This is a genomic window from Arthrobacter sp. SAFR-179, assembly GCF_059414945.1.
Window position 1 is genome coordinate 741538 of record NZ_JBPFDM010000001.1, and the last position, 22194, is coordinate 763731.

At 65.3% G+C, this 22194-nt stretch carries 20 protein-coding genes; all 20 read left to right on the plus strand.

What is annotated here, in order from left to right; genetic code table 11:
* Nucleotides 1-33 precede the first annotated feature (33 nt).
* Nucleotides 34-1683 carry an arginine--tRNA ligase gene (gene argS, locus ACR65K_RS03610; protein ID WP_056335040.1) on the plus strand — a complete coding sequence of 550 codons (1650 nt, stop codon included), beginning with the start codon at nucleotides 34-36 and terminating at the stop codon, nucleotides 1681-1683.
* Nucleotides 1684-1688: 5 nt separating this feature from the next.
* Nucleotides 1689-3161 (plus strand): diaminopimelate decarboxylase, encoded by a 1473-nt coding sequence (gene lysA, locus ACR65K_RS03615; protein ID WP_440151358.1) that lies wholly within the window; start codon nucleotides 1689-1691, stop codon nucleotides 3159-3161.
* Nucleotides 3162-4478, plus strand: coding sequence for a homoserine dehydrogenase (locus tag ACR65K_RS03620; RefSeq protein ID WP_440151359.1), 1317 nt, complete (start codon nucleotides 3162-3164; stop codon nucleotides 4476-4478).
* On the plus strand, nucleotides 4479-5585 hold the full coding sequence (thrC, locus tag ACR65K_RS03625) for a threonine synthase (protein ID WP_440151360.1): 1107 nt from the start codon (nucleotides 4479-4481) through the stop codon (nucleotides 5583-5585). It begins immediately after the preceding gene.
* A gap of 2 nt (nucleotides 5586-5587) precedes the next feature.
* Nucleotides 5588-6562 carry a homoserine kinase gene (gene thrB, locus ACR65K_RS03630; RefSeq protein ID WP_440151361.1) on the plus strand — a complete coding sequence of 325 codons (975 nt, stop codon included), beginning with the start codon at nucleotides 5588-5590 and terminating at the stop codon, nucleotides 6560-6562.
* Between the two features lie 293 nt (nucleotides 6563-6855).
* Nucleotides 6856-8991 carry a transcription termination factor Rho gene (rho, locus tag ACR65K_RS03635; protein ID WP_440151362.1) on the plus strand — a complete coding sequence of 712 codons (2136 nt, stop codon included), beginning with the start codon at nucleotides 6856-6858 and terminating at the stop codon, nucleotides 8989-8991.
* A 230-nt stretch (nucleotides 8992-9221) separates the two neighbouring features.
* Nucleotides 9222-10295, plus strand: a complete 1074-nt coding sequence (prfA, locus tag ACR65K_RS03640) for a peptide chain release factor 1 (RefSeq protein WP_056335055.1) — start codon at nucleotides 9222-9224, stop codon at nucleotides 10293-10295.
* A gap of 13 nt (nucleotides 10296-10308) precedes the next feature.
* Nucleotides 10309-11208 (plus strand): peptide chain release factor N(5)-glutamine methyltransferase, encoded by a 900-nt coding sequence (prmC, locus tag ACR65K_RS03645; RefSeq protein WP_056335058.1) that lies wholly within the window; start codon nucleotides 10309-10311, stop codon nucleotides 11206-11208.
* A complete protein-coding gene (locus ACR65K_RS03650) occupies nucleotides 11205-12002 on the plus strand; it encodes an L-threonylcarbamoyladenylate synthase (RefSeq protein WP_440151363.1) in 798 nt (265 codons plus the stop codon). Before prmC ends, ACR65K_RS03650 begins: the two co-directional genes overlap by 4 nt.
* Before the next feature lies 1 nt (nucleotide 12003).
* Nucleotides 12004-12915, plus strand: coding sequence for a glycosyltransferase (locus ACR65K_RS03655; RefSeq protein WP_440151364.1), 912 nt, complete (start codon nucleotides 12004-12006; stop codon nucleotides 12913-12915).
* 6 nt (nucleotides 12916-12921) lie between these two features.
* Nucleotides 12922-13884: a glycosyltransferase gene (locus tag ACR65K_RS03660; protein WP_440151365.1), complete on the plus strand. Its 963-nt coding sequence runs from the start codon at nucleotides 12922-12924 to the stop codon at nucleotides 13882-13884.
* A gap of 99 nt (nucleotides 13885-13983) precedes the next feature.
* Nucleotides 13984-15852: a polysaccharide biosynthesis protein gene (locus tag ACR65K_RS03665; RefSeq protein WP_440151366.1), complete on the plus strand. Its 1869-nt coding sequence runs from the start codon at nucleotides 13984-13986 to the stop codon at nucleotides 15850-15852.
* On the plus strand, nucleotides 15849-16874 hold the full coding sequence (locus ACR65K_RS03670) for an MraY family glycosyltransferase (RefSeq protein ID WP_440151367.1): 1026 nt from the start codon (nucleotides 15849-15851) through the stop codon (nucleotides 16872-16874). The genes ACR65K_RS03665 and ACR65K_RS03670 overlap by 4 nt, the downstream gene beginning before the upstream one ends.
* 99 nt (nucleotides 16875-16973) lie before the next feature.
* Nucleotides 16974-17444, plus strand: coding sequence for a Cg1360 family ATP-synthase-associated protein (locus ACR65K_RS03675; RefSeq protein ID WP_440151368.1), 471 nt, complete (start codon nucleotides 16974-16976; stop codon nucleotides 17442-17444).
* Between the two features lie 4 nt (nucleotides 17445-17448).
* A complete protein-coding gene (locus ACR65K_RS03680) occupies nucleotides 17449-17787 on the plus strand; it encodes an AtpZ/AtpI family protein (RefSeq protein WP_440151369.1) in 339 nt (112 codons plus the stop codon).
* 81 nt (nucleotides 17788-17868) lie between these two features.
* Nucleotides 17869-18669, plus strand: coding sequence for a F0F1 ATP synthase subunit A (gene atpB / locus ACR65K_RS03685; protein WP_056335080.1), 801 nt, complete (start codon nucleotides 17869-17871; stop codon nucleotides 18667-18669).
* A gap of 107 nt (nucleotides 18670-18776) precedes the next feature.
* On the plus strand, nucleotides 18777-18980 hold the full coding sequence (atpE, locus tag ACR65K_RS03690) for an ATP synthase F0 subunit C (RefSeq protein ID WP_009356484.1): 204 nt from the start codon (nucleotides 18777-18779) through the stop codon (nucleotides 18978-18980).
* A gap of 51 nt (nucleotides 18981-19031) precedes the next feature.
* Nucleotides 19032-19583: a F0F1 ATP synthase subunit B gene (locus ACR65K_RS03695; protein ID WP_440151370.1), complete on the plus strand. Its 552-nt coding sequence runs from the start codon at nucleotides 19032-19034 to the stop codon at nucleotides 19581-19583.
* Entirely contained in the window at nucleotides 19583-20410 is an 828-nt protein-coding gene (locus ACR65K_RS03700; protein WP_056335089.1) for a F0F1 ATP synthase subunit delta, read from the plus strand. The genes ACR65K_RS03695 and ACR65K_RS03700 overlap by 1 nt, the downstream gene beginning before the upstream one ends.
* Nucleotides 20411-20487: 77 nt before the next feature.
* Entirely contained in the window at nucleotides 20488-22125 is a 1638-nt protein-coding gene (atpA, locus tag ACR65K_RS03705) for a F0F1 ATP synthase subunit alpha (protein ID WP_056335091.1), read from the plus strand.
* The last annotated feature ends 69 nt before the right edge of the window (nucleotides 22126-22194 follow it).

The following is a 22194-nucleotide window of genomic DNA, read 5'->3' on the forward strand; positions in this document are numbered from 1 at the left end:
TTTGCTGTCACTGGCCCCCGGTAGTCTAGAGGGGTGACTCCCGAAGAACTTTCCCTCGCCATATCCGCCTGCCTCAAGGACGCCGTCGCCGCCGGCGAGATTGCCCTCGCGGCATCAGCAGTTCCCGAGGACGTGCGCGTGGAGCGGCCCAAGAACCGGGACCACGGCGACTGGGCCACCAACATCGCCCTGCAGCTGGCCAAGCAGGCGGGCACCAACCCGCGCGAATTCGCCAGCGTGCTCAGCGCCCGCCTCAAGTCGATCAACGGCGTCTCCGCCGTGGACATCGCCGGACCCGGCTTCCTGAACATCACAGTGGACGCCGCAGCCGCCGGTGCACTGGCAAAGGCCATCGTGGAGGCCGGCAAGGACTACGGCACCAACACGGCGCTCGCCGGGCGCACCGTGAATATGGAATTCGTGTCCGCCAACCCCACCGGGCCCCTCCATATCGGCCACACCCGTTGGGCTGCCCTGGGGGATTCGATCGCCCGCGTGCTGCGCGCTTCCGGCGCTGACGTCACGGCCGAGTACTACATTAACGACGCCGGCTCGCAGATGAACACCTTCGCGCACTCCGTCTACAACCGGCTGCACGGCCTTCCCGTGCCCGACGGCGGCTACCCGGGCCAGTACATCGCAGACCTTGGCCACGAAGTGCTCACCGCGCACCCGGACATCCGCGAACTCACCGAGGTTGCCGCGCTGCCGGTCATCCGCGCCGCCGCCTACGAAGCGCAGATGAAGGACATCAAGGCCACCCTGGCGGACTTCGGCGTGGAGTTCGACGTCTTCTTCTCCGAGCAGGAACTGCACGACGCCGGCGCTATCGAAAGTGCCGTGGCGCGCCTTCGTGAACAGGGCCACGTGTTCGACGACGGCGGTGCGGTCTGGCTGCGGACCACGGACTTTGGCGATGACAAGGACCGCGTGATGATCCGTGCGAACGGCGAGCCCACCTACTTCGCCGCGGATGCCGCCTACTACCTGTCCAAGAAGGACCGCGGTTTCACCGAGAAGATCTACCTCCTGGGCGCTGACCACCACGGCTACATCAACCGGCTGAAGGCCATCGCCGCCGCTGCCGGCGATGACCCCGAAACGAACATTGAGGTCCTGATCGGCCAGCTGGTGTCCGTTAACGGAGCCAAGCTGTCCAAGCGCGCCGGCAACATCATCGAGCTCAAGGACCTGATCGACTGGCTGGGCAAGGACGCCGTCCGCTACTCCCTGGCCCGGTTCCCGGCCGATTCGCCGTTGACCCTTGATCCGGAGCTGTTGAAGAAGCACAGCAATGAGAACCCCGTGTTCTACGTGCAGTACGCCCATGCCCGTTCGCGCGGCGCCGCACGCAATGCGGTGGATGCAGGCGTGGACCGCTCAGCATTCGAGGCCTCGCTGCTGGACCATGCCACCGAAAATGAGCTGTTGTCCTACCTGGGCAGCTACCCGTCCATCGTGGCCAAGGCGGCAGAGCTGCGCGAACCGCACCGCGTTGCCCGCCACCTGGAGGCCATCGCCGGGGCCTACCACCGCTGGTACGACGCCTGCCGCATTGCCCCCATGGGTGACGAAGCGGTGACCGACCTCAACCGCACCCGGCTGTGGCTCAACGACGCCACCAGCCAGGTGCTGGCCAACGGACTTGACCTGCTGGGCGTTTCAGCCCCGGAACGGATGTAGGACCGATGACGCAGACAGCAGCACAGGGTTCTCCGCTTGCCCCGGAATGGCTCGCCGTTCCGGCGGACCTCAATGCCCTCCACCAACCCATGTGGGCCCGTGACGTGGCGCGCAACGGGGATGGCGAACTCAGCATTGACGGTATCCCCGTCAGCGAGTTGCAGCGGCAGTACGGCACGCCGCTTTTCGTCATGAGCGAGAACGACTTCCGCGCCCGGGCCAGGGCCTTCAGCGACGCGTTCAATGACGCGTTCGCGGACATCTGCGGGGGAGTGGACGTCTACTACGCCGGGAAGTCGTTCCTGTGCACCTCGGTTGTCCGGTGGGTGGAGGAGGAAGGGCTGCGCCTGGATACGGCATCTGGCGGGGAACTCGCCGTTGCCCACCGGGCCGGGATTCCCGGGGCGGACGTCGCCCTGCACGGCAACAACAAGTCCGACGGTGAGATCCACCGGGCCCTTGACATGGGCCTGGGCCGGATCGTGGTGGACAGCCTGGCCGAACTGCAGCGCGTAGGCAGCATCGCCCAGGCCCGCGGGGAACAGGCGAAGGTCATGCTTCGGCTCACTCCCGGCGTCCACGCCCACACGCACGAATTCATCGCCACCGCGCACGAGGACCAGAAGTTCGGCCTCTCCATGGCGGCTGACACCACTGATGAGGCCGGCATCTCCGCTGCCGAGGAAGCAGTGGCGGCGGCAGCAGCGCACCCCGGCATCGAACTGCTGGGCCTGCACTGCCACATCGGCTCGCAGATCTTCGAGCCGGACGGTTTTGCCCTGGCCGCCCAGAAGCTCCTGCGCTTCCTGGCCGCCATGCAGGACAAGTACTCCATCACCATGCCCGAACTGGACCTCGGCGGCGGGTACGGGATCGCCTACACCCCGGTGGATACCCCGCGCCCCGCAGCGGAAATCGCGACGGCGATGGCCGCCGTCGTGCGTTCAACCTGCGCCGAGCTGGGCATCGACGCGCCCCGCATCTCCATCGAGCCCGGCCGCGCCATCGTGGGCAGCACCACCTTCACCCTCTACGAGGTGGGCACGCTGAAGACGGTCCGCGTGGATGCCCCTGCGGCTTCCGCCGACGGTGACGCGGGCAACAACGTTACGTATCCGCGCCGGTATGTTTCGGTTGACGGCGGCATGAGCGATAACGCCCGGCCGGTGCTGTACGACGCGGATTATTCGGCCGTTTTGGCCTCGCGCACATCCGACGCGGCTCCGCAACTGTCCCGCGTGGTGGGCAAACATTGCGAGAGCGGCGACATAGTTGTTAGAGATGTATATCTGCCCGAGGACGTGGCAGCCGGTGATCTGCTTGCTGTACCGGGAACCGGCGCCTACTGCTGGGCCCTCTCGAGCAACTACAACTATCTGGCCCGGCCGGGCGTTGTCGCGGTGCGCGACGGATCTGCCCGGCTGATTGTCCGCGGGGAAACCGAAGAAGACCTGCTGAACCGCGACATGGGAGCCTGAATGACGGAAATGCGAACGCTGAAAGTGGCCCTGCTGGGCTGTGGCAACGTTGGGGCCCAGGTTGCGCGGATCCTCATTGAGGACGCAGACGCCCTCGCCGCCCGCACCGGTGCCCGCCTGCAGCTCAGCGGCATTGCCGTGCGCAACGTCAACGCCCCGCGCGACGTGGACCTGCCGCAGGAGCTCTTCACCACCGACGCCGACACCCTGGTCAAGGACGCCGATCTGGTGATCGAACTGATGGGCGGCATTGAACCGGCCCGCACGCTGATCCTCTCCGCGCTGCGCAACGGCGCCTGCGTGGTCACGGGCAACAAGGCGCTCCTGGCCCAGGACGGACCCACCCTCTACGAAGAGGCCGACAAAGCAGGCGTCCAGCTGTCCTACGAAGCCGCCGTGGCGGGAGCCATCCCCATCCTCCGCCCCATCCGCGACAGCCTCTCCGGCGACCGGATCACCCGGGTGCTGGGCATCGTCAACGGCACCACCAACTTCATCCTCGACCAGATGGACACCACCGGCGCCCAGTTCTCCGACGCCCTGGCCGAGGCCCAGCGCCTTGGCTACGCGGAAGCGGACCCCACTGCCGACATCGAAGGCCACGACGCTGCAGCGAAGGCCGCCATCCTGGCCTCGCTGTCCTTCCACACCCGCTTCGCCCTGGACGACGTCCACTGTGAAGGCATCACGTCCGTCAGCGCCGCGGACATCGCCGCCGCCAAGGATGCCGGTTTCGTCATCAAGCTGCTGGCCATCGCCGAGAAACTGACCGGCGCCGACGGCAAGGAAGGCGTGTCCGTCCGCGTCCACCCCACCCTCCTGCCGCGCGAACACCCGCTGGCCGCCGTGCGCGGGGCGTTTAATGCCGTGTTCATCGAGGCCGAAAACGCCGGTGAGCTGATGTTCTACGGCCAGGGAGCCGGCGGCACCCCCACGGCATCCGCCGTGCTGGGCGATCTCGTCTCAGCAGCCCGCCGCCTGGTCCTGGGCGGCCCGGGACGTACCGAAACCACCACCGGCCACGTTCCGGCGCTGCCCATCGACGCGGCCACCACCAGCTATTACATCGGCCTGGACGTCGCAGACCAGCCGGGCGTGCTGGCAAAGATCGCCCAGCTGTTCGCCGGCCACGGCGTCTCCATCGAAATCATGCGGCAGACCATCCACCGTGACGCCGAATCCAACGTGGAGTCGGCCGAACTGCGGATTGTCACCCACCGTGCGTCAGAGGCTGCCCTTGCAGCCACCGTCGAGGCCGTGAAGGGCCTGGACGTCATCAATTCAGTTACATCCGTTTTGCGGGTAGAAGGAGTCTAAGTGGCTCACCAATGGCGCGGTGTCATCCGCGAATACGCTGACCGTCTGCCCGTGACGGAGTCCACCAGGGTCATCACCCTGGGCGAGGGCGGCACCCCGCTGGTGCACGCGCAGAAGCTCTCCGAACTCACCGGTTCCGAGGTCTACCTGAAGGTCGAAGGGATGAACCCCACCGGATCCTTCAAGGACCGCGGCATGACCATGGCCATGACCGCCGCGGTGGCTTCCGGCGCCAAGGCCGTTGTGTGCGCTTCCACCGGCAACACCTCCGCGTCCGCCGCTGCCTACGCAACCGCCGCCGGCCTGAAGTGCGCCGTCCTGGTGCCCGAAGGCAAGATCTCGATGGGCAAGCTCAGCCAGGCCATCGCCCACGGTGCCACCCTCCTGCAGGTCGACGGAAACTTCGACAACTGCCTGGACATCGCCCGCAAGCTGGGGGAGTCCTACCCCGTCTTCCTGGTCAACTCCGTCAATCCTGCCCGCATCCAGGGCCAGAAAACCGGCGCTTTCGAAGTGGTGGACGCCCTGGGCGACGCACCGGACATCCACGTCCTGCCCGTGGGGAACGCCGGCAACATCACCGCGTACTGGAAGGGCTACAAGGAGTACTCGGCTCCGTTCGAGTCCGAAGCAGCAGGCACGCTGCCCGCCGTCTCCACCAGGACGCCGGCCATGTGGGGCTTCCAGGCTGCCGGGGCAGCACCGTTCGTAGCCGGGCACCCCATCACCGAGCCGGACACCATCGCCACGGCCATCCGCATCGGAAACCCCGCGTCGTGGGACGGGGCCGTGGGTGCACGTGACGAATCCGGCGGACTCATCGAAGCCGTCACCGACGAGGAAATCCTGAACGCCCACCGCTGGCTGTCATCCCGTGAAGGCGTGTTCGTGGAGCCGGGCTCCGCCGCCGGTGTGGCCGGCCTGCTCAAGAAGCACGCCGCCGGCGACGTGCCCTCCGGCAAGACCATCGTCATCACCGTCACCGGCCACGGCCTGAAGGACCCCCAGTGGGCCCTGCGCACGGAGGACGGCAGCGACGTCCAGCCCGTCAAGGTTCCAAACGATGTGGTCACCGTTGCCGCTGAACTGGGACTGGAAGAAAAATAGCCTTGGACACCACCTCACAGGCCGCGGTCGGACTGCACCTGATTGAGCCGGGACAGCGCGTCACCGTCCGGGTCCCCGCCACGAGTGCGAACCTGGGCCCCGGCTACGACAGCCTTGGGCTTGCGCTGGCCCTGCATGACACCCTCACCGTGGAAAGCCTCGACACCGAAGAACTCGTTTTCGAGCTCCACGGCGAGGGGGCTGACACCCTGCCGCGGGATGCCAGCCACCTGGTGGTCCGCGCCATGGACGCGGCTTTTGAGCGGCTGGGTTACCGGCACGGCGGACTGAAGGTGGTTGCCGACAACGTCAACCCGCATGGCCGCGGACTGGGCTCGTCTGCATCCGCAGTGGTGGCCGCAGTCTCGGCTGCCAACGCCATGGTGCCGGCCGAAGACCAGCGCGGAAAGGACTGGATCCTCCAGCTCACCAGTGAACTGGAGGGCCATCCAGACAACGTGGCACCGGCCCTCTTCGGCGGACTGGCGCTGTCATGGCAGGACAGTGAGCAGTACAGCAGCACCCGTGCCAGCGTGGCCAGGTCCGTGATCCCCATCGTGGCGGTACCCAACTTTGAACTGTCCACTGAAGCGGCCCGCGCCCTGCTGCCGGCTTCCGTGGGACACCATGCGGCCGCCATGAACTCCGGCCGTGCCGCCCTGCTGATCCACGCGCTGACGCAGAACCCCGAATTCCTGTTGCCGGGCACCGAGGATTACCTGCACCAGAGCTACCGCGCCGACGCCATGCGGCCAAGTGCCGCCTTGATCAGCGCACTCCGCAACGCAGGCTACGCGGCAGTGGTTTCCGGGGCCGGGCCCACCGTCCTGGTGCTGGCAAACGGTGAAGAGCAGGCAGGCCACGCCCTCGCCTTCATCGAGGCTTACACCGCGGAGAACACGCCGGACATCGGCTGGCGCGTGCTGAAGCTGGCAGTGGACGTTGAAGGTGCTAAGGTTGAACTGCACCGGCGGTAATTCCGCCTATCTGATCTGCTCCTGCATTCAGTTGCTATTTGATCTACCACTGTGAATGTATTCCGGTGCCGCCTGCTTGGTCTGTCGCAGGAATCTGCAGCATTCAACTGCCCCTGAACCGTCAGCCCGGCGTTGTGCCATGGGCGCAGCGCAAGGTGAATCAGTATCCGGCCCTGCTGGCCGAAATCCAACCGGCAAGGCCGAAATCCCGGCTGCAGATCTGAACTGCAGCCCAGATCAAATCATCGCGCCCAGCTCCCAGTCTGGACGCCGTCGAGGGGGAAGGATCCTTCGTGACCGAAACCACTGAGCTGTCGCCAGCTGTGGAACACACAACTTCTGCTGCCGAATCACCGGCCGCAACCGCCAAGAGCAGCGGCCTCGCCGGCCTGAAGCTCGCCCAGCTGCAGGCCTTGGCCAGCCAGCTCGGTATTTCAGGCGGATCCCGCATGCGCAAGGGGGATCTGGTCTCGGCCATTTCCGCCCACCGTGCAGGAACACTCACCGCCAAGGCCCCCGCAAAGGCAGCGGAAAAGGCTCCGCAAACCGCCGTGGCTTCAGCTGCACCGGCTTCCGCTCCGGAGGCCCCGGCCGCCGAAGCTCCCGCCGCCGAGGGTACCCGTGCCCGCGGACGCGGCCGCAGCCGCCGCGCCGTCAGTGACGGTGTGGTTGCCCCGGTTGCCGAAGCTCCCGTCGCGGAAACCGCTGCCGCGCCTTCCGGCGCAACCGTTGAGTCGCCGTCGGCCGCCCCCGCGGAAACCACGGAGGGAACTGAAGGCGCCCAGGAGCGCCGCCAGCCCCGCACCCGCAACCGCCGCCGCAGCGAGGCTGCTGCCGCGGCCATCCAGGAAGCCCCGGCGGAAACCCCGGCAGAGCAGCCCGCCACGGAACAGCGTTCCGGCGAACAGCGTACCGAAGCCCCCGCAACTGAAACGGGCGACGCCGGCCAGCGCACCGAACGCCGCGACGGCGGCCGGACCCGCGGCCGCGACAACACCTCCCGCGACTCGGACGGCGGCCGTGACAACAGCGGCAGCCGTGATGCCGGCCAGCGTGAAGGCAGCCGGGACAACCGCGACAACGACGACAGCGACGGCGGAAGCCGCCGGAACCGCCGGAACCGCCGCGACCGGAACGACCGCAATGACCGCTCCGGCGGCCAGGACCGGGACAACTCCCGCAACGACCGCTTCCGCGACCGCAACGACCGCCGCCGCGGCCGCAACCAGGGCCCCGATGTCGACGACGTCGAGATCACCGAGGATGACGTGCTGCTGCCCGTCGCCGGCATCCTGGACGTCCTGGAGAACTACGCGTTCATCCGCACCTCCGGCTACCTGCCCGGCCCCAACGACGTCTACGTCTCCCTGGCCCAGGTCAAGAAGTACAACCTCCGCAAGGGCGACGCTGTGGTCGGTGCCATCCGCGCACCCCGTGACGGCGAAGACCGCAGCCAGCAGTCCAACCGCCAGAAGTTCAACGCCCTGGTGCGCGTGACGTCCGTCAACGGCAAGACCCCGGAAGAGCTCAAGGACCGCGTAGAGTTCGCCAAACTGGTTCCGCTGTACCCGTCCGAGCGCCTGCGCCTGGAGACCGACCCCAAGAAGATCGGTCCCCGCGTCATCGACCTCGTTGCCCCCATCGGCAAGGGCCAGCGCGGCTTGATCGTCTCCCCGCCCAAGGCCGGCAAGACGCTCATCCTGCAGTCCATCGCCAACGCGATCACCACCAACAACCCTGAGGTCCACCTCATGATGGTGCTGGTCGACGAACGCCCCGAAGAAGTGACGGACATGCAGCGCACGGTCAAGGGTGAGGTCATCGCCTCCACCTTCGACCGTCCCGCCGACGACCACACAACCGTGGCCGAACTCTCCATCGAACGCGCCAAGCGCCTCGTGGAAATGGGCATGGACGTGGTGGTCCTCCTGGACTCCATGACCCGCCTGGGCCGTGCCTACAACCTGGCAGCACCGGCCTCCGGCCGCATCCTGTCCGGCGGTGTGGACTCCGCAGCCCTGTACCCGCCCAAGCGCTTCTTCGGTGCCGCCCGCAACATCGAGAACGGCGGCTCGCTCACCATCCTGGCCACCGCCCTCGTGGAGACCGGATCCAAGATGGACGAGGTCATCTTCGAAGAGTTCAAGGGCACCGGCAACATGGAGCTCCGCCTGTCCCGCCAGCTGGCCGACAAGCGCATCTTCCCGGCCGTGGACGTCAACGCCTCCGGCACCCGCCGCGAGGAGAACCTGCTCTCGCCCGAAGAAGTCAAGATCATGTGGAAGCTGCGCCGCGTCCTCTCCGGACTCGAGACCCAGCAGAGCCTTGAACTGCTCACCAACAAGATCCGGGAAACCCAGAGCAACGTCGAGTTCCTCATGCAGGTCCAGAAGACGACGCTTGGTGCGAAGTCGGATAACGACAAATAACGCATTGGGGAGCGGCTGATCTGCTGCCCCGGTGCTGACGCCGCACAGATTTTTCCGCCCCCGCCCCTACGCTGGGAGGCTTTCGATCTTCGATCGTCAGCCTCCCAGCTTCGGCAGGCCCGATGCCACTCCCGGGGCGGAAAAATCCGTGCGGCTTCGTCGTTAAGTCACCAGCCGCTTTCCCGGTTTTGTTTGTTACTAGACTTGTACAAGTCGAAAGAGGTTTATAGATGTTTGAGTCCGTACAGGGCCTGCTTGATGAGCATGATGCTATCCAGGCGCAGCTGGGGGATCCTGCTGTTTATGCTGACCAGCGGCTTGCCCGGAAGCTGGGGCGGCGGTCGGCTCAGCTTAATGGCATTGTTGAGGCGTACCACAAATGGGAAGGCATCCGGGACGACCTTGCTGCCGCGAAGGAGATGGCTGACGAGGATCCTGAGTTCGCTGCGGAGGTGCCTGAACTCGAAACCGCACTGGAGACTGCTGCCGCCAAGCTTCGCCGCCTGCTGATTCCCCGCGATCCTGACGATGCCCGCAACGTGATCCTTGAAGTCAAGGGCGGTGAAGGCGGCGACGAAGCTGCCCTGTTCGCCGGGGACCTGCTGCGCATGTACACCCGGTACGCGGAGTCACGCGGCTGGAAGACTGAAATCATCTCCGCCACCGAGTCCGACCTTGGCGGGTACAAGGACGTCCAGGTGGCCGTCAAGGGCAACTCCAACGACCCCGCCGAGGGCGTCTACGCCCGGCTCAAGTTCGAAGGCGGCGTGCATCGCGTCCAGCGCGTCCCCGTCACGGAATCCCAGGGCCGCATCCACACCTCCGCCGCCGGCGTGCTGGTCCTGCCGGAAGTGGACGAGCCTGAAGAGCTCGAAATCAACCAGAACGACCTGAAGATCGACGTCTACCGGTCATCCGGCCCCGGCGGGCAGTCGGTTAACACCACGGACTCCGCCGTCCGCATCACCCACCTTCCCACCGGGATCGTGGTGGCCATGCAGAACGAGAAATCACAGCTGCAGAACCGCGAGGCCGGCATGCGCGTCCTGCGCGCCCGCATCCTGGCCCACCAGCAGGAGCAGATCGACGCCGAGAATTCCGCCCAGCGCAAGTCGCAGATCCGCACCATGGACCGCTCGGAGCGCATCCGGACCTACAACTACCCGGAAAACCGGATCGCCGACCACCGCACCGGCTACAAGGCCTACAACCTTGACCAGGTCATGAACGGGGACCTCGAACCGGTGATCCAGTCCGCCATCGAGATGGATGAGCAGGCGCGGCTGGACGCCATCGGCGACTGACCGGGAGCTTCGCATGACTGAGCCCGCCCCCGCGGCGCCTTCCCAGTCCCTGGCCGCGGCGGTCCGCGAGGCCGCGGCAATACTGGCCGAGGCAGGCGTACCCAGTCCGCGCGTGGACGCGGAACTGCTCGCCGACCACCTGCTGAACGTGGGGCTCGGGCGCCTGCGCGCCATGATGCTGGGTGATACGCCTGCTCCCGAAGGCTACGAAGCCCTCGTGGCCGAGCGCGCCGGCAGGGTCCCCCTGCAGCACATCACTGGCGTGGCGCACTTCCGCTACCTGGAACTGGCTGTGGGGCCCGGGGTATTCATCCCGCGTCCGGAGACCGAATCCGTGGTCCAGCTGGCCATCGACCACGTCAAGGACATGCCCCACCCCCGGATCGTGGACCTCGGGACGGGCTCCGGTGCCATCGCCGGTTCGCTGGCGCATGAAGTGCCGGGCGCCGAGGTGCACGCCGTCGAATTCAGCCCGTTTGCGCACGCCTGGGCAGCGAAAAACCTGGCCCCCCTGGGCGTCAACCTTGTCCTGGGGGACCTGCGCGATGCCTTTCCGGAACTCAACGGAACTGTCGACGTCGTGGTTTCCAACCCGCCGTACATCCCGGCCGAAGCCATCCCCAACGAACCCGAAGTAGCCCTGCACGATCCCCCGGAGGCTTTGTACGGCGGGGGAGCGGACGGCATGGAACTTCCGACGGCGGCGGCCGCCTCCGCTGCCCGGCTGCTGCGTCCAGGGGGCTACTTCGTCATGGAACACGCGGAAGTCCAGTCCGGCTGGATTGCCGCAATGCTTGCCAGGACGGGATCCTGGACAACCATCACGACGCACCTGGACCTCAACGGCAAGGAGCGCGCCACCAGTGCCCTGCTCGCGGACCAGGCCATACGGAATGAAAGAATGGGCCAGTGACCACAACTTATGACTGCACCACTGACGACGAACGGGCACGGGGACTGGAACATGCCCAGCGTGCCATCAGCGAAAAGAAGTGCGTCGTGCTTCCCACGGACACCGTGTACGGCATCGGCGCAGATGCGTTCTCGCCGCAGGCCGTCACCATGCTGCTGGTGTCCAAGGGACGCAGCCGCACCATGCCCCCGCCCGTCCTGATTCCGCGCATTAACGCACTGGACGGCCTGGCAACCGAGGTGTCGGCCGAGGCCCGCAAACTGGCGGAGGCCTTCTGGCCCGGCGGCCTGACCCTGATCCTGCACGCCCAGCCCTCGCTGGACTGGGACCTCGGCGAAACCAAAGGCACCGTGGCCCTCCGGATGCCCGCCGACGAGGTGGCCCTGGAACTGCTGACCCTGACAGGACCATTGGCCGTGTCCTCGGCCAACCGCACGGGCCAGGCCCCGGCCCAGACGGCTGCAGCGGCACGGGAACAGCTGGCCGACTCGGTGGAGGTGTACCTGGAGGGCGGCCCCCGCCCGCTGGAGGGTGAAGCCGGCGTTCCGTCCACCATCGTGGACGCCACCGGCCCCATCCTGCGCGTGGTGCGCAACGGGGCAGTGAGCCTGGACCGGTTGCGCGAGCACGTCCCGGGCGTCCTGGGCCTGGGCGAAATCCCCATGGCTGAGGAGGAACCGGAGGTATCCGCCGCACCGGAGGTCGAGGAGGCTGCATCATCCACCCCGGACGCTGACGCTTCCGCCGCGGGCAGCAGTGCCATCAGCACCACCGACAACCAGGCAGGGAACTGACATGCAGCCCAAAGTTGCCGTGGCAGCCGTAACCTTCGACCGCCACGAGGAGCTTGCCCTGCTGCTGAAGGGGCTGGCCGGGCAGACTGCCCCGATCCATTCGATCGCCCTGGTGGACTCCGGCACCGTACCCGCCGCCGACGTGGTCAAAGCAGGGGGAGCGCAGAACATCAACTACCTGCGCTCCGATGCCAACCTCGGCGGCGCGGGCGGTTTTGCCTATGCCATCCTGGCGGCCATGGCCAGCGGCGCCGAGTGGATCTGGATGATGGACGACGACGGCCATCCCGAAGACGCCAGCTGCCTGGCCGAGCTGCTCCGCACGGCCGGGGAGCACCAGTTGGACATCATCAGCCCGCTGGTTGCGGCCACGGCGGACCCCAACCGGCTGTCTTTCAATTTCCGCATCAACGGACTGCTCACCAATGACCGGTCACGGCTGGCGCCGATGGGCTACCTTCCGGACATGGTGCACTTCTTCAACGGTGCGTTGATCCGGACCGAGGTCTTTTACCGGATCGGCATTCCGGACGTGAAGTTCTTCATCCGCGGTGACGAAGTGGACTTCCTGTCCCGGGTGAAAAAAGCCGGGCTCAAATACGGCACCCTGGCCACAGTCGCTGTGCAGCACCCGGCCACCTGGACCGAGATGAAACCGGTGTTCGGCGGGTTCATTACCCCCGTCATCCCCGAGGGCGAGTTCAAGCGCTACTGCTATTTCCGGAACCGCGGCTACCTCACCCGCAAGTACCGGAACCTGCGCTGGTTCAGTGCCGACATCGTCGGTTTCCCCTACTACTTCCTCACAACCGGTGACCTCAAAGGCCTGGCGCACTGGTTCAGGGCCTATTCCACCGGCTTCCGCGGCAAGGGCTTCGGCTCGCCGGCGGAACTGACGTCCTCCAAAAGCTAGGCCGACGTGGAAAACCTGTACGCCGTCGTCGTCACGTATAACCGCGCCGACTTCCTGCGCAACCTGCTGGCATCCTTCGCGCAGCTCAGCTCCGCACCGGCGCGGATCCTTGTCGTGGACAACGCCAGCACCGACCATACAGCCGACGTCGTAGCGCGGGCGGCCGCCGACGGCGGACCACCCATCCAGTACGAACGGCTCGACCGGAACGTCGGCGGGGCCGGCGGATTCTCCCGGGGCGTGGAACTGGCGCTGGAGTCCGGCGCCGAATGGCTGTGGCTGATGGACGACGACGTGGAGGTGCTTCCGGGTGCCGTGGAGGCACTGGACAGGTTCACCCCGGACTACTCGTGCATGATCGGCCGGCGCTACGACGCCAACGGCAAACCGTTCTTCTGGCAGCACCACTTCGTCGAGGCACTGGGCATCTTCCTCCCGGTCTCCCGCGACGTGTTCCGGCACTCCGACGTCTTCCGCACGAATGTGGGTAACTTCGAAGGGATGCTGATCAAGGCCTCCGTGGCCCGGAGCATCGGCTTGCCGGACCCGCGGTTCTTCATCACCTGGGACGACCTCATCTACGGCTGGCTTGCCGCTCAAAAGACGCCGGTGGTGTACGTCAACGCCTTTGTCATCAGGAAGGTCCGGGCACAGCGCCAGGTGGACCTGGGCCTGCGGCACCTTAATGATTCGTCCGACCTGAGCCGGCGCTATGTGATGCGCAACCGCGGGCACGTGGCGCACTATTTGCGGGCCTACGGCAGATACAACCGCGCCGGTTTCGCAGTGGGTACCGCACTGACCTTCCTGAAGGAACTTGTCCGGCTGGTCCTCGTTGAGCGGACCCTCAAAGGGGCCGGTGCGCTCTGGCGTGGATGGCATGAATCGCGGAGTATCCTCGCGGACAACGGCTGGAAACCCATGCCGCCGCTTCCGGTACATCCGGGCAGCGGAAGCCGAAGCGATTAGTATCGTGCTAAGCCCCGACGCCGTCCGACAATTTTCGCGGCGGCATATTTTGAAACAGGCGCCTGGCCGCCGTGGTAGTGGAAGTCGGTTGCATCTTCGTTGAGTACAACATCAGAAACGCGGTCACCTGCCGCCGTACGGGACGAGAAGCCCGCCCTCTGGATCTGGATCCAGCTCTTCCTCGACTCGATGTCGTGGGTAGTGGCGATCGGCCTGGCGCTGCTGCTGCGCTATGAGATGGGCATCCGGGTGGAACAATTCGCCGGTGCCGCCCTCATCGCCGCCATCGCCGTGGTGGCCCAGATGCTGGCCGGCTACTCCCTTGCCCTGTACCGGGGCAGGTACCCCTTCGGCAGCTTCCAGGAGGCCAGGGCCCTCGTCTTCGTCACCGTCATCGTGGCCGCCACCATCACGGCCAGCCTGCTGGTGATCTACGCGGAGATCAACATCGGCCGCAGCGTGGGCCTGATCGCCTTCCCCTTCGCCTGCCTCTTCATGTGCGCGGCCCGCTACGCCAAACGGCTCTACGTAGAGGGCAGGACCCGGCCCGGGGACGGGGCACAAAACACCCTGGTCTACGGCGCCGGCTTCCTGGGCAACTCCCTGGTGACCCGGATGCTGCAGGACCCGGATTCGCCGTATTTCCCGGTAGGCCTCGTAGACGACGACCCCACGAAAAAGCACCTGCGGCTTTCCGGGGTCCAGGTCCAGGGCCGGGGCGATGACCTGCCCGCCATCATCCGCCGCACCAGGGCGAAGGTACTGGTCCTGGCTTTCGCCAACGTGGAGGCCAGCGTTGTCCGCCGCATCTCGGACGCCGTGGCCGGCCTGAATGTCCGCGTACTGGTCCTGCCCCCGCTGCGGGACATGCTGGGCACCGGCGCACCCGCGGGTTTCTCCGACTTCCGCGACGTGGCAGTGGAGGACCTGATCGGCCGGCGGCCCGTGGACATCGAGGTCGACGAGATTGCCGGGTACATCAAGGGCAAGCGGGTGTTGGTCACTGGGGCAGGAGGCTCCATCGGATCGGAGCTCTGCCGCCAGATCGTGCAATTCCATCCCGCGGAACTGATCATGCTGGACCATGACGAGACCGGGCTGCAGCAGACCCAGATCTCCATCACCGGCCGGGGGCTGCTGGCGGACAGGGACACTGTGCTGGCGAATATCCGTGACGGCGAAGCCCTGAAGGAGATCTTCGAGGACCGCCGCCCCCAGGTGGTCTTCCACGCCGCTGCGCTCAAGCACGCGCCGCTGCTCCAGCAGTACCCCGTGGAAGCCTGGAAGACCAACGTCTGCGGCACGTTGAACGTCCTGCGTGCCGCCCAGCACGCCGGCGTCACCCATTTCGTAAACATTTCCACCGACAAAGCCGCCAATCCCACCACGGCCCTGGGCCACTCCAAACGGGTTGCCGAGAAACTCACCGCGTGGATGGCAGGCCAGACCGCCGGCAAGTACGTCTCCGTCCGTTTCGGCAACGTGATGGGGAGCCGGGGTTCCATGCTGCCGCTCTTCACCGAACAGATTCGCGTTGGCGGTCCCGTCACGGTCACGGATCCCGACGTCACCCGGTTCTTCATGACCATCCCCGAGGCCTGCCAACTGGTGATCCAGGCCGGCGCCATTGGTGCCGGCGGAGATGTGCTGATCCTGGACATGGGGGAACCGGTCCGGATCCTGGATGTTGCCCAGCGGATGATTGCCATGTCGGGAAAGGACGTGGAGATCATCTACACCGGCCTGCGGCCGGGGGAGAAGCTGCATGAGGAACTGGTGGGCAACGGTGAGCTGGACCGGCGACCGCTGCATCCGAAAATTTCACACACCAGGGCCACCGAGCAGGATCCGGACAAGCTGGACCTCAACGTCTGGCTGGCGCGCTGCGAGGCAGAACAGGGCCTCCACATCTGCGACATCCCCGACGACGAGGCCGATGACTCAGGTGAGATCCGGGTGGCGTCATGATGCCCCTGGCCCTGGTAGCCGCGGTTACCCTGCTGGCAAGCCTGCTGTTTCCCTTTGCCGTAAAGCCCCTGCTGGTCCGGATGGGCGTGGTGGATGTTCCTTCCGCACGTTCATCCCACGTCAAGGTGACCATACGCGGAATGGGCGTCGCCACGGCCGCAGCAACGGTCATTGGTTATGCGGCAGCCCTGTTGCTCGGCGTCGTCACGGTGGACCGCTCGGTGTCTGCGGTCGTGCTCGCCGTCATTGTCGCTTGCTCCGCCATCGGCTGGATTGAAGACCTGCGCGGCCTTTCCATCCGGGGCCGCGCCGCGGCCCAGCTCGGAATCGGCGCCGCGGGGTCCGCGGTGCTGATCATCCTCACCGGGCAATCGTTCTGGTGGCTGCCCCTCGGGGCCCTGGCGATTGCCGCCTACGTCAACATCGCCAATTTCATGGACGGCGTCAACGGCATCTCGGGACTTCACGGGGTCACCGCCGGGGGCGCCTACGCGGTAGCAGGAATGCTTTCTGCGCAACCCTGGCTGACCGCAGGCGGAGCCGTGCTCGCGATGTCCTTCCTCGGCTTCCTGCCGTGGAACCTGGGCCGGGGTTCGGTCTTCCTGGGTGACGTCGGCAGTTACCTGCTGGGAGCGTCAATTGCCGCCCTGGCAGTGGCGGGCTTCCTCAGCGGGGTCTACGTGGAGTACGTCCTCTCGCCGATCCTGGTCTATGCCGCAGATACCGGATATACCTTGCTGCGCCGGATCAAGGCGGGGGAGCGCTGGTATGCATCCCACCGCGAGCACGTCTACCAGCGGCTTACCGACGTCGGCTTCTCGCACCTGCAGTCGGCGGCTGCCGTGACCGTGAGCACCCTTGCCGTGATTGTCCTTGGTTTTGTGGCCGCCACCGCCCAACTGGGTGTTGTGGCACTGTGCGTCGTCGCGAGCGTGCTGGTGCTTGCCCTGTACCTGGCCAGCCCGGACCTGATCCGCCGCTACCGGCGCCGGTCCAAAGTAACGCGGCTGCCGGTGACTTAAGGTTGTTCTATCTCGTGTAGAATTTAGGGGCAGCCCAAGCTGCCACTCCACCCCCTGCCTCCTGGCCAGCTGCCATGTGGTGCCGACGATTGGGATCGAATGACCTCCAACGCCGAGTCCGGACCTGCGTCCGGCAACGGACCCGTTGGCGCCTCCGGTCCCACCCCTTCGCTGTGGCTGAAGCTGCTTAAGCGCAGTTCAATTGCTGCTGCAGCCGGACTTGCGCTGTGTGCCATTCCTGCCGGACTCCTCAATGGAGCAGCCGGCGCGGCTTCCAGTTTGCTCGGGGGCCTGCTGGTCATGCTGTTCTTCGGGATCAGCCTGCTGGTCGGCCACTTCGTGGGACGTGGGAATCCGTCCGGCGCGATCGGGATGTTCGTGGCCACGTACTTCATCAAGGTGGTTGGCTTCGCGATCGTCCTGTTCGTCATCGGCGCCCCGGAGTGGCTCCACGGACGCTGGTTCGTCATTGGCGCCGTTGTTGCGGTGGTCCTGTGGCAGGCCGCGGAGATCCACGGCTTCAGCAGGGCGCGCCTCCAGATCTACAACGATCCTGAGGGGAAGGAATAACCCTATGCGCAACGTACGGAAACATGCGCAGGCAGGCCGCTCCGCAACCACACGCGGGGCATCCGCGCCGGGAGTCTCGGACGATAACTCCGACGGCGGCTACAACGCTGGAATAGCTGTGTTCAGCTACATCGTTGGCGGAATCATCGTCTGGAGTTTGATAGGGTGGGGACTGGATTATCTGTGGGGAACGCGCTGGATTGTGCTCGCAGGCGCTCTGCTCGGAGCCGTCGGAGGTTTTTACCTTTCCCACATGCACGGCCTCACCAGTTCCCGCAAAAATGCTGATGAGCGCCATGCTCCCAGCGCACCGTCCCAGGACGGAAAAGATAGTGCCAAATAATTTCACAGGGGGAACAGCAGGCGCTCATGCTGCCGGACCCCGCCCAACGCCCAATGATGGACACTGCAGAGAGGAAACGCGTTGATCGCGCTTGCGCTCCCGGCCCAAGATTCAGGAGAGTTTACTCCTCCTGGTATTAACGAAATGCATTTGCCGGCAATCCTGCCGTGGGGTGCCGCAGAAGGATTCTCCAAGCAGATGCTGCTGGTCCTCCTCTCTGTCGCAATTATCGCTACCTTCTTCGTGCTGGCTGCACGCAAGCAGCAGCTGGTACCCGGCAAGCTCCAGTTCGCCGGCGAGGCCGCCTACGGCTTCGTCCGCAACGGAATTGCCAAGGACATCATCGGCGGCAGGGACTTCATCAAGTATGTTCCCCTCCTGTTCAGCCTGTTCTTCTTCATCCTGGTCAACAACATCTACGGTGCCATCCCGCTGATCCAGCTCCCCACGTTCTCGCACGTGGGTGGAGCGTATGTGCTGGCCGGCCTGGTGTACTTCACCTGGATCGCCATCGGCGTCAAGAAGAACGGCCTGCGCTACTTCAAGCTGGCCACCGTCCCTTCGGGCGTGCCGTGGTTCATCCTGCCGATCGTGATCCCCATCGAGATCATCTCCAACTTCCTCGTCCGGCCCGTGACGCACAGCCTCCGTCTGTTCGCCACCATGCTTGCCGGCCACCTGATCGTGATGATTGCCGGATCCGGCATTGAATACCTGGTGATGCAGGAGAACGTCCTGCTGAAGGGCACCTCGGTCCTGGTCCTCGCCGGTGCCATCGCCATGTACATGCTTGAAGCCCTGATCATGGTCCTGCAGGCCTACGTCTTTACGCTGCTGACCGCGATCTACATCGAAGGCGCCCTGCACGCCGACAGCCACTAGGCACCCGCCGGCGAAGCGCAGCTTCGGGGCAACCACAGACTTCCCCTCGCGGGGATGAAGCAACCCAAACAACCTGCCACATGGGTGGCATCTTGAAAGGAAGAAAAATGGAAGGCAATCTCAACCTCGTAGGTTACGGTCTGTCCGCAATCGGCGGTGGTATCGGTGTTGGCCTCGTATTCGCTGCCTACATCAACGGCGTTGCACGCCAGCCGGAAGCACAGCGTGTCCTGCAGCCGATCGCGTTCCTTGGCCTTGCGCTGACCGAAGCCCTTGCCATCCTCGGCCTGGTCTTCGCCTTCGTTCTCTAGTCCTAGAGCGAAGCGAACTTTCAGAACCGAGTAGAAAAGGACGGGTGAAATATGAATCAGCTGATCATCTCAGCCGCCACTGAGGGCGAAGTCAACCCCCTCATGCCCAACCTCTGGGAAATGGGCGTTGTCCTCGTGGGCTTCCTCATCCTCTTGTTCATCGTGGTCAAGTTTGTTGTCCCGATGTTCGAGAAGACCTTCGCGGAGCGTGCCGAGGCCATCGAAGGCGGCATCGCCAAGGCTGAAAAGGCACAGGCTGAGGCGTCTGCTGCACTCGAAGAGTACAAGCAGCAGCTGACCGACGCCCGCACCGAAGCCAACCGCATCCGTGAGGAAGCCCGCGCCGAAGGTGCACAGATCCTTGCGGATCTCAAGGAGAAGGCTGCAGTCGAGTCTGCCCGCATCACAGCGCAGGCCCACGCACAGATCGAATCCGAGCGCCAGGCGGCCGTTGTGTCGCTGCGCTCTGAGGTGGGCACCCTGGCCACCACCCTTGCCGGCCGCATCGTGGGCGAATCGCTCAACGACGATGAGCGCGCAGCACGGGTCGTGGACCGTTTCCTGGCAGATCTGGAGTCCCAGAACGCAGGTGCAGCTAAGTAATGGCAGGCGTATCGAGCGAATCGCTGGCAACAGCGCTGGCGGAGTTGGAAGCAAAGCTTCCGACGGCGTCGCTGCAGCTGGCAAAGGAACTCTTCGGAATTCTGGGAATGGTGGACAGCTCGGCTGGCTTGCGCCGCGCCCTGACTGACCCGTCCCGCAACGGTGACGAAAAGTCGGCGCTGGTCAAGCAGCTGGTTGGCGGGAAAGTCTCCGCTGATGCTGCAGACATCGCAGGCGGACTGGCCAGCTCACGCTGGGCAAACGCCCGTGATATCGGCGATGCACTCGAGACTCTTGCCGCAACGGTGGTCATTTCCGTTGCTGAAAACAAGTCGGCCGTTTCTGCCTCCGGAATCACTGGCCTGGAAGAGCTGGAGAACGATCTGTTCTCCTTCAACCAGGCTGTTGCCTCCAGCCATGAGGTACAACGTGCTCTGTCCGAACCACAGGCCAGCAGTGCAGCCCAGGTTGCGCTTGCCGAGAAGCTTGTGCCCGCTGCCAGTGAGGAAGCCAAAGTCCTCATTGCGCAGGCTGTGACCCAGCCCCGTGGCATCAAGCCCACCCGGCTTGTTGAGCGGTTTGCCGAGCTGGCAGCCAAGCGGCAGCAGCGCTGGATTGCAACGGTCAGCGTGACCCGTCCTTTGACCCAGACGCAGCTCGCCCGCCTGCAGGCCGGCCTGAATGCCCTGTACGGACGGGAACTGAAGGTCAACGTCAATGTTGACCCGGCACTCATTGGCGGCATTCGCGTCCAGGTCGGTGACGAAGTGCTTGACGCTTCGGTCCTCACCAAGCTGGGCGAACTGCAGCGCCAGCTGGCCGGCTAGCCGGACAAGCACAACAAACTGATAGAAACCCCGGTCACCGATTGCGGTGACCACAAACAGGAGAGCAGGGACTGCAGATGGCCGAATTGACCATCAACGCCGACGACGTCCGTAATGCGCTGAACGAGTTCGCGGCGTCCTACGAACCCGGAAACGCAGAGCGCGTAGAGGTCGGCCGCGTAACTACCGCTGGTGACGGCATCGCCCGTGTTGAGGGCCTTCCCTCGGTCATGGCGAACGAGCTGCTGCGTTTTGAGGACGGCACCCTGGGCCTCGCCCAGAACCTCGACGTCCGCGAAATCGGCGTCATCGTCCTCGGTGACTTCACCGGCATCGAAGAAGGCCAGGAAGTGCACCGCACCGGACAGGTTCTGTCCGTCCCCGTGGGCGACGCCTTCCTGGGCCGCGTCGTTGACCCGCTGGGCATGCCCATCGACGACCTCGGCGAGATCAAGGCCGAGACCACCCGCGCACTGGAGCTCCAGGCTCCCGGCGTGACCCAGCGCAAGTCGGTGCACGAGCCGATGCAGACCGGCCTCAAGGCGATCGACGCCATGATCCCGATCGGCCGCGGCCAGCGCCAGCTCATCATTGGTGACCGCCAGACCGGTAAGTCCGCCATCGCGATCGACACCATCATCAACCAGAAGGCCAACTGGGCTTCGGGCGATGTAACCAAGCAGGTGCGCTGCATCTACGTCGCCATCGGGCAGAAGGCGTCCACCATTGCCGCCATCCGCCAGACCCTCGAGGACAACGGCGCGTTGGAGTACACCACCATCGTGGCTTCTCCCGCCTCCGACCCCGCAGGGTTCAAGTACCTGGCTCCGTACGCAGGCTCGGCCATCGGCCAGCACTGGATGTACGGCGGCAAGCACGTCCTCATCGTGTTCGATGACCTGTCCAAGCAGGCCGAAGCCTACCGCGCCGTGTCGCTGCTGCTGCGCCGCCCGCCGGGACGCGAAGCCTACCCGGGCGACGTCTTCTACCTGCACTCCCGCCTCCTGGAGCGTTGTGCCAAGCTCTCCGACGAGCTCGGTGCCGGCTCCATGACGGGCCTGCCGCTGATCGAGACCAAGGCGAACGACGTGTCCGCCTACATCCCGACCAACGTCATCTCCATCACGGACGGCCAGATCTTCCTGCAGTCCGATCTCTTCAACGCCAACCAGCGTCCCGCTGTTGACGTGGGTGTCTCCGTGTCCCGCGTTGGCGGTGCCGCCCAGGTGAAGTCCATGAAGAAGGTCTCCGGAACATTGAAGCTGGACCTGGCCCAGTACCGCGACATGCAGGCGTTCGCGATGTTCGCATCCGACCTGGACGCAGCATCCCGCCAGCAGCTGACCCGTGGCGCCCGCCTGATGGAACTGCTCAAGCAGGGCCAGTACTCGCCGTTCCCGGTCGAGGACCAGGTTGTGTCCATCTGGGCCGGCACCAACGGCTACCTGGACGACGTTCCGGTGGAGGACATCAGCCGCTTTGAGTCCGAGTTCCTGGAGCACCTGCGCCACAAGTCCTCGATCCTGACCACGTTGGCCCAGACCAACGTGCTGGACGATGACACCGTGGCTGCCTTGAAGTCCTCGATCGTGGACTTCAAGAAGGGCTTCTTCGGCGAGGGTGACAACCACCTGGTAGGCGCCGGCCACGAGGAGCATGACGCCATCTCCGAGGGCGAAGTCGACCAGGAAAAGATCGTCAAGCAGAAGCGCTAGTTCCGCACCGCCTGGTGTGCCGGGCCAAACGGTCCGGCACACCAGGCTACGGAATGTTAGGAAAGGATA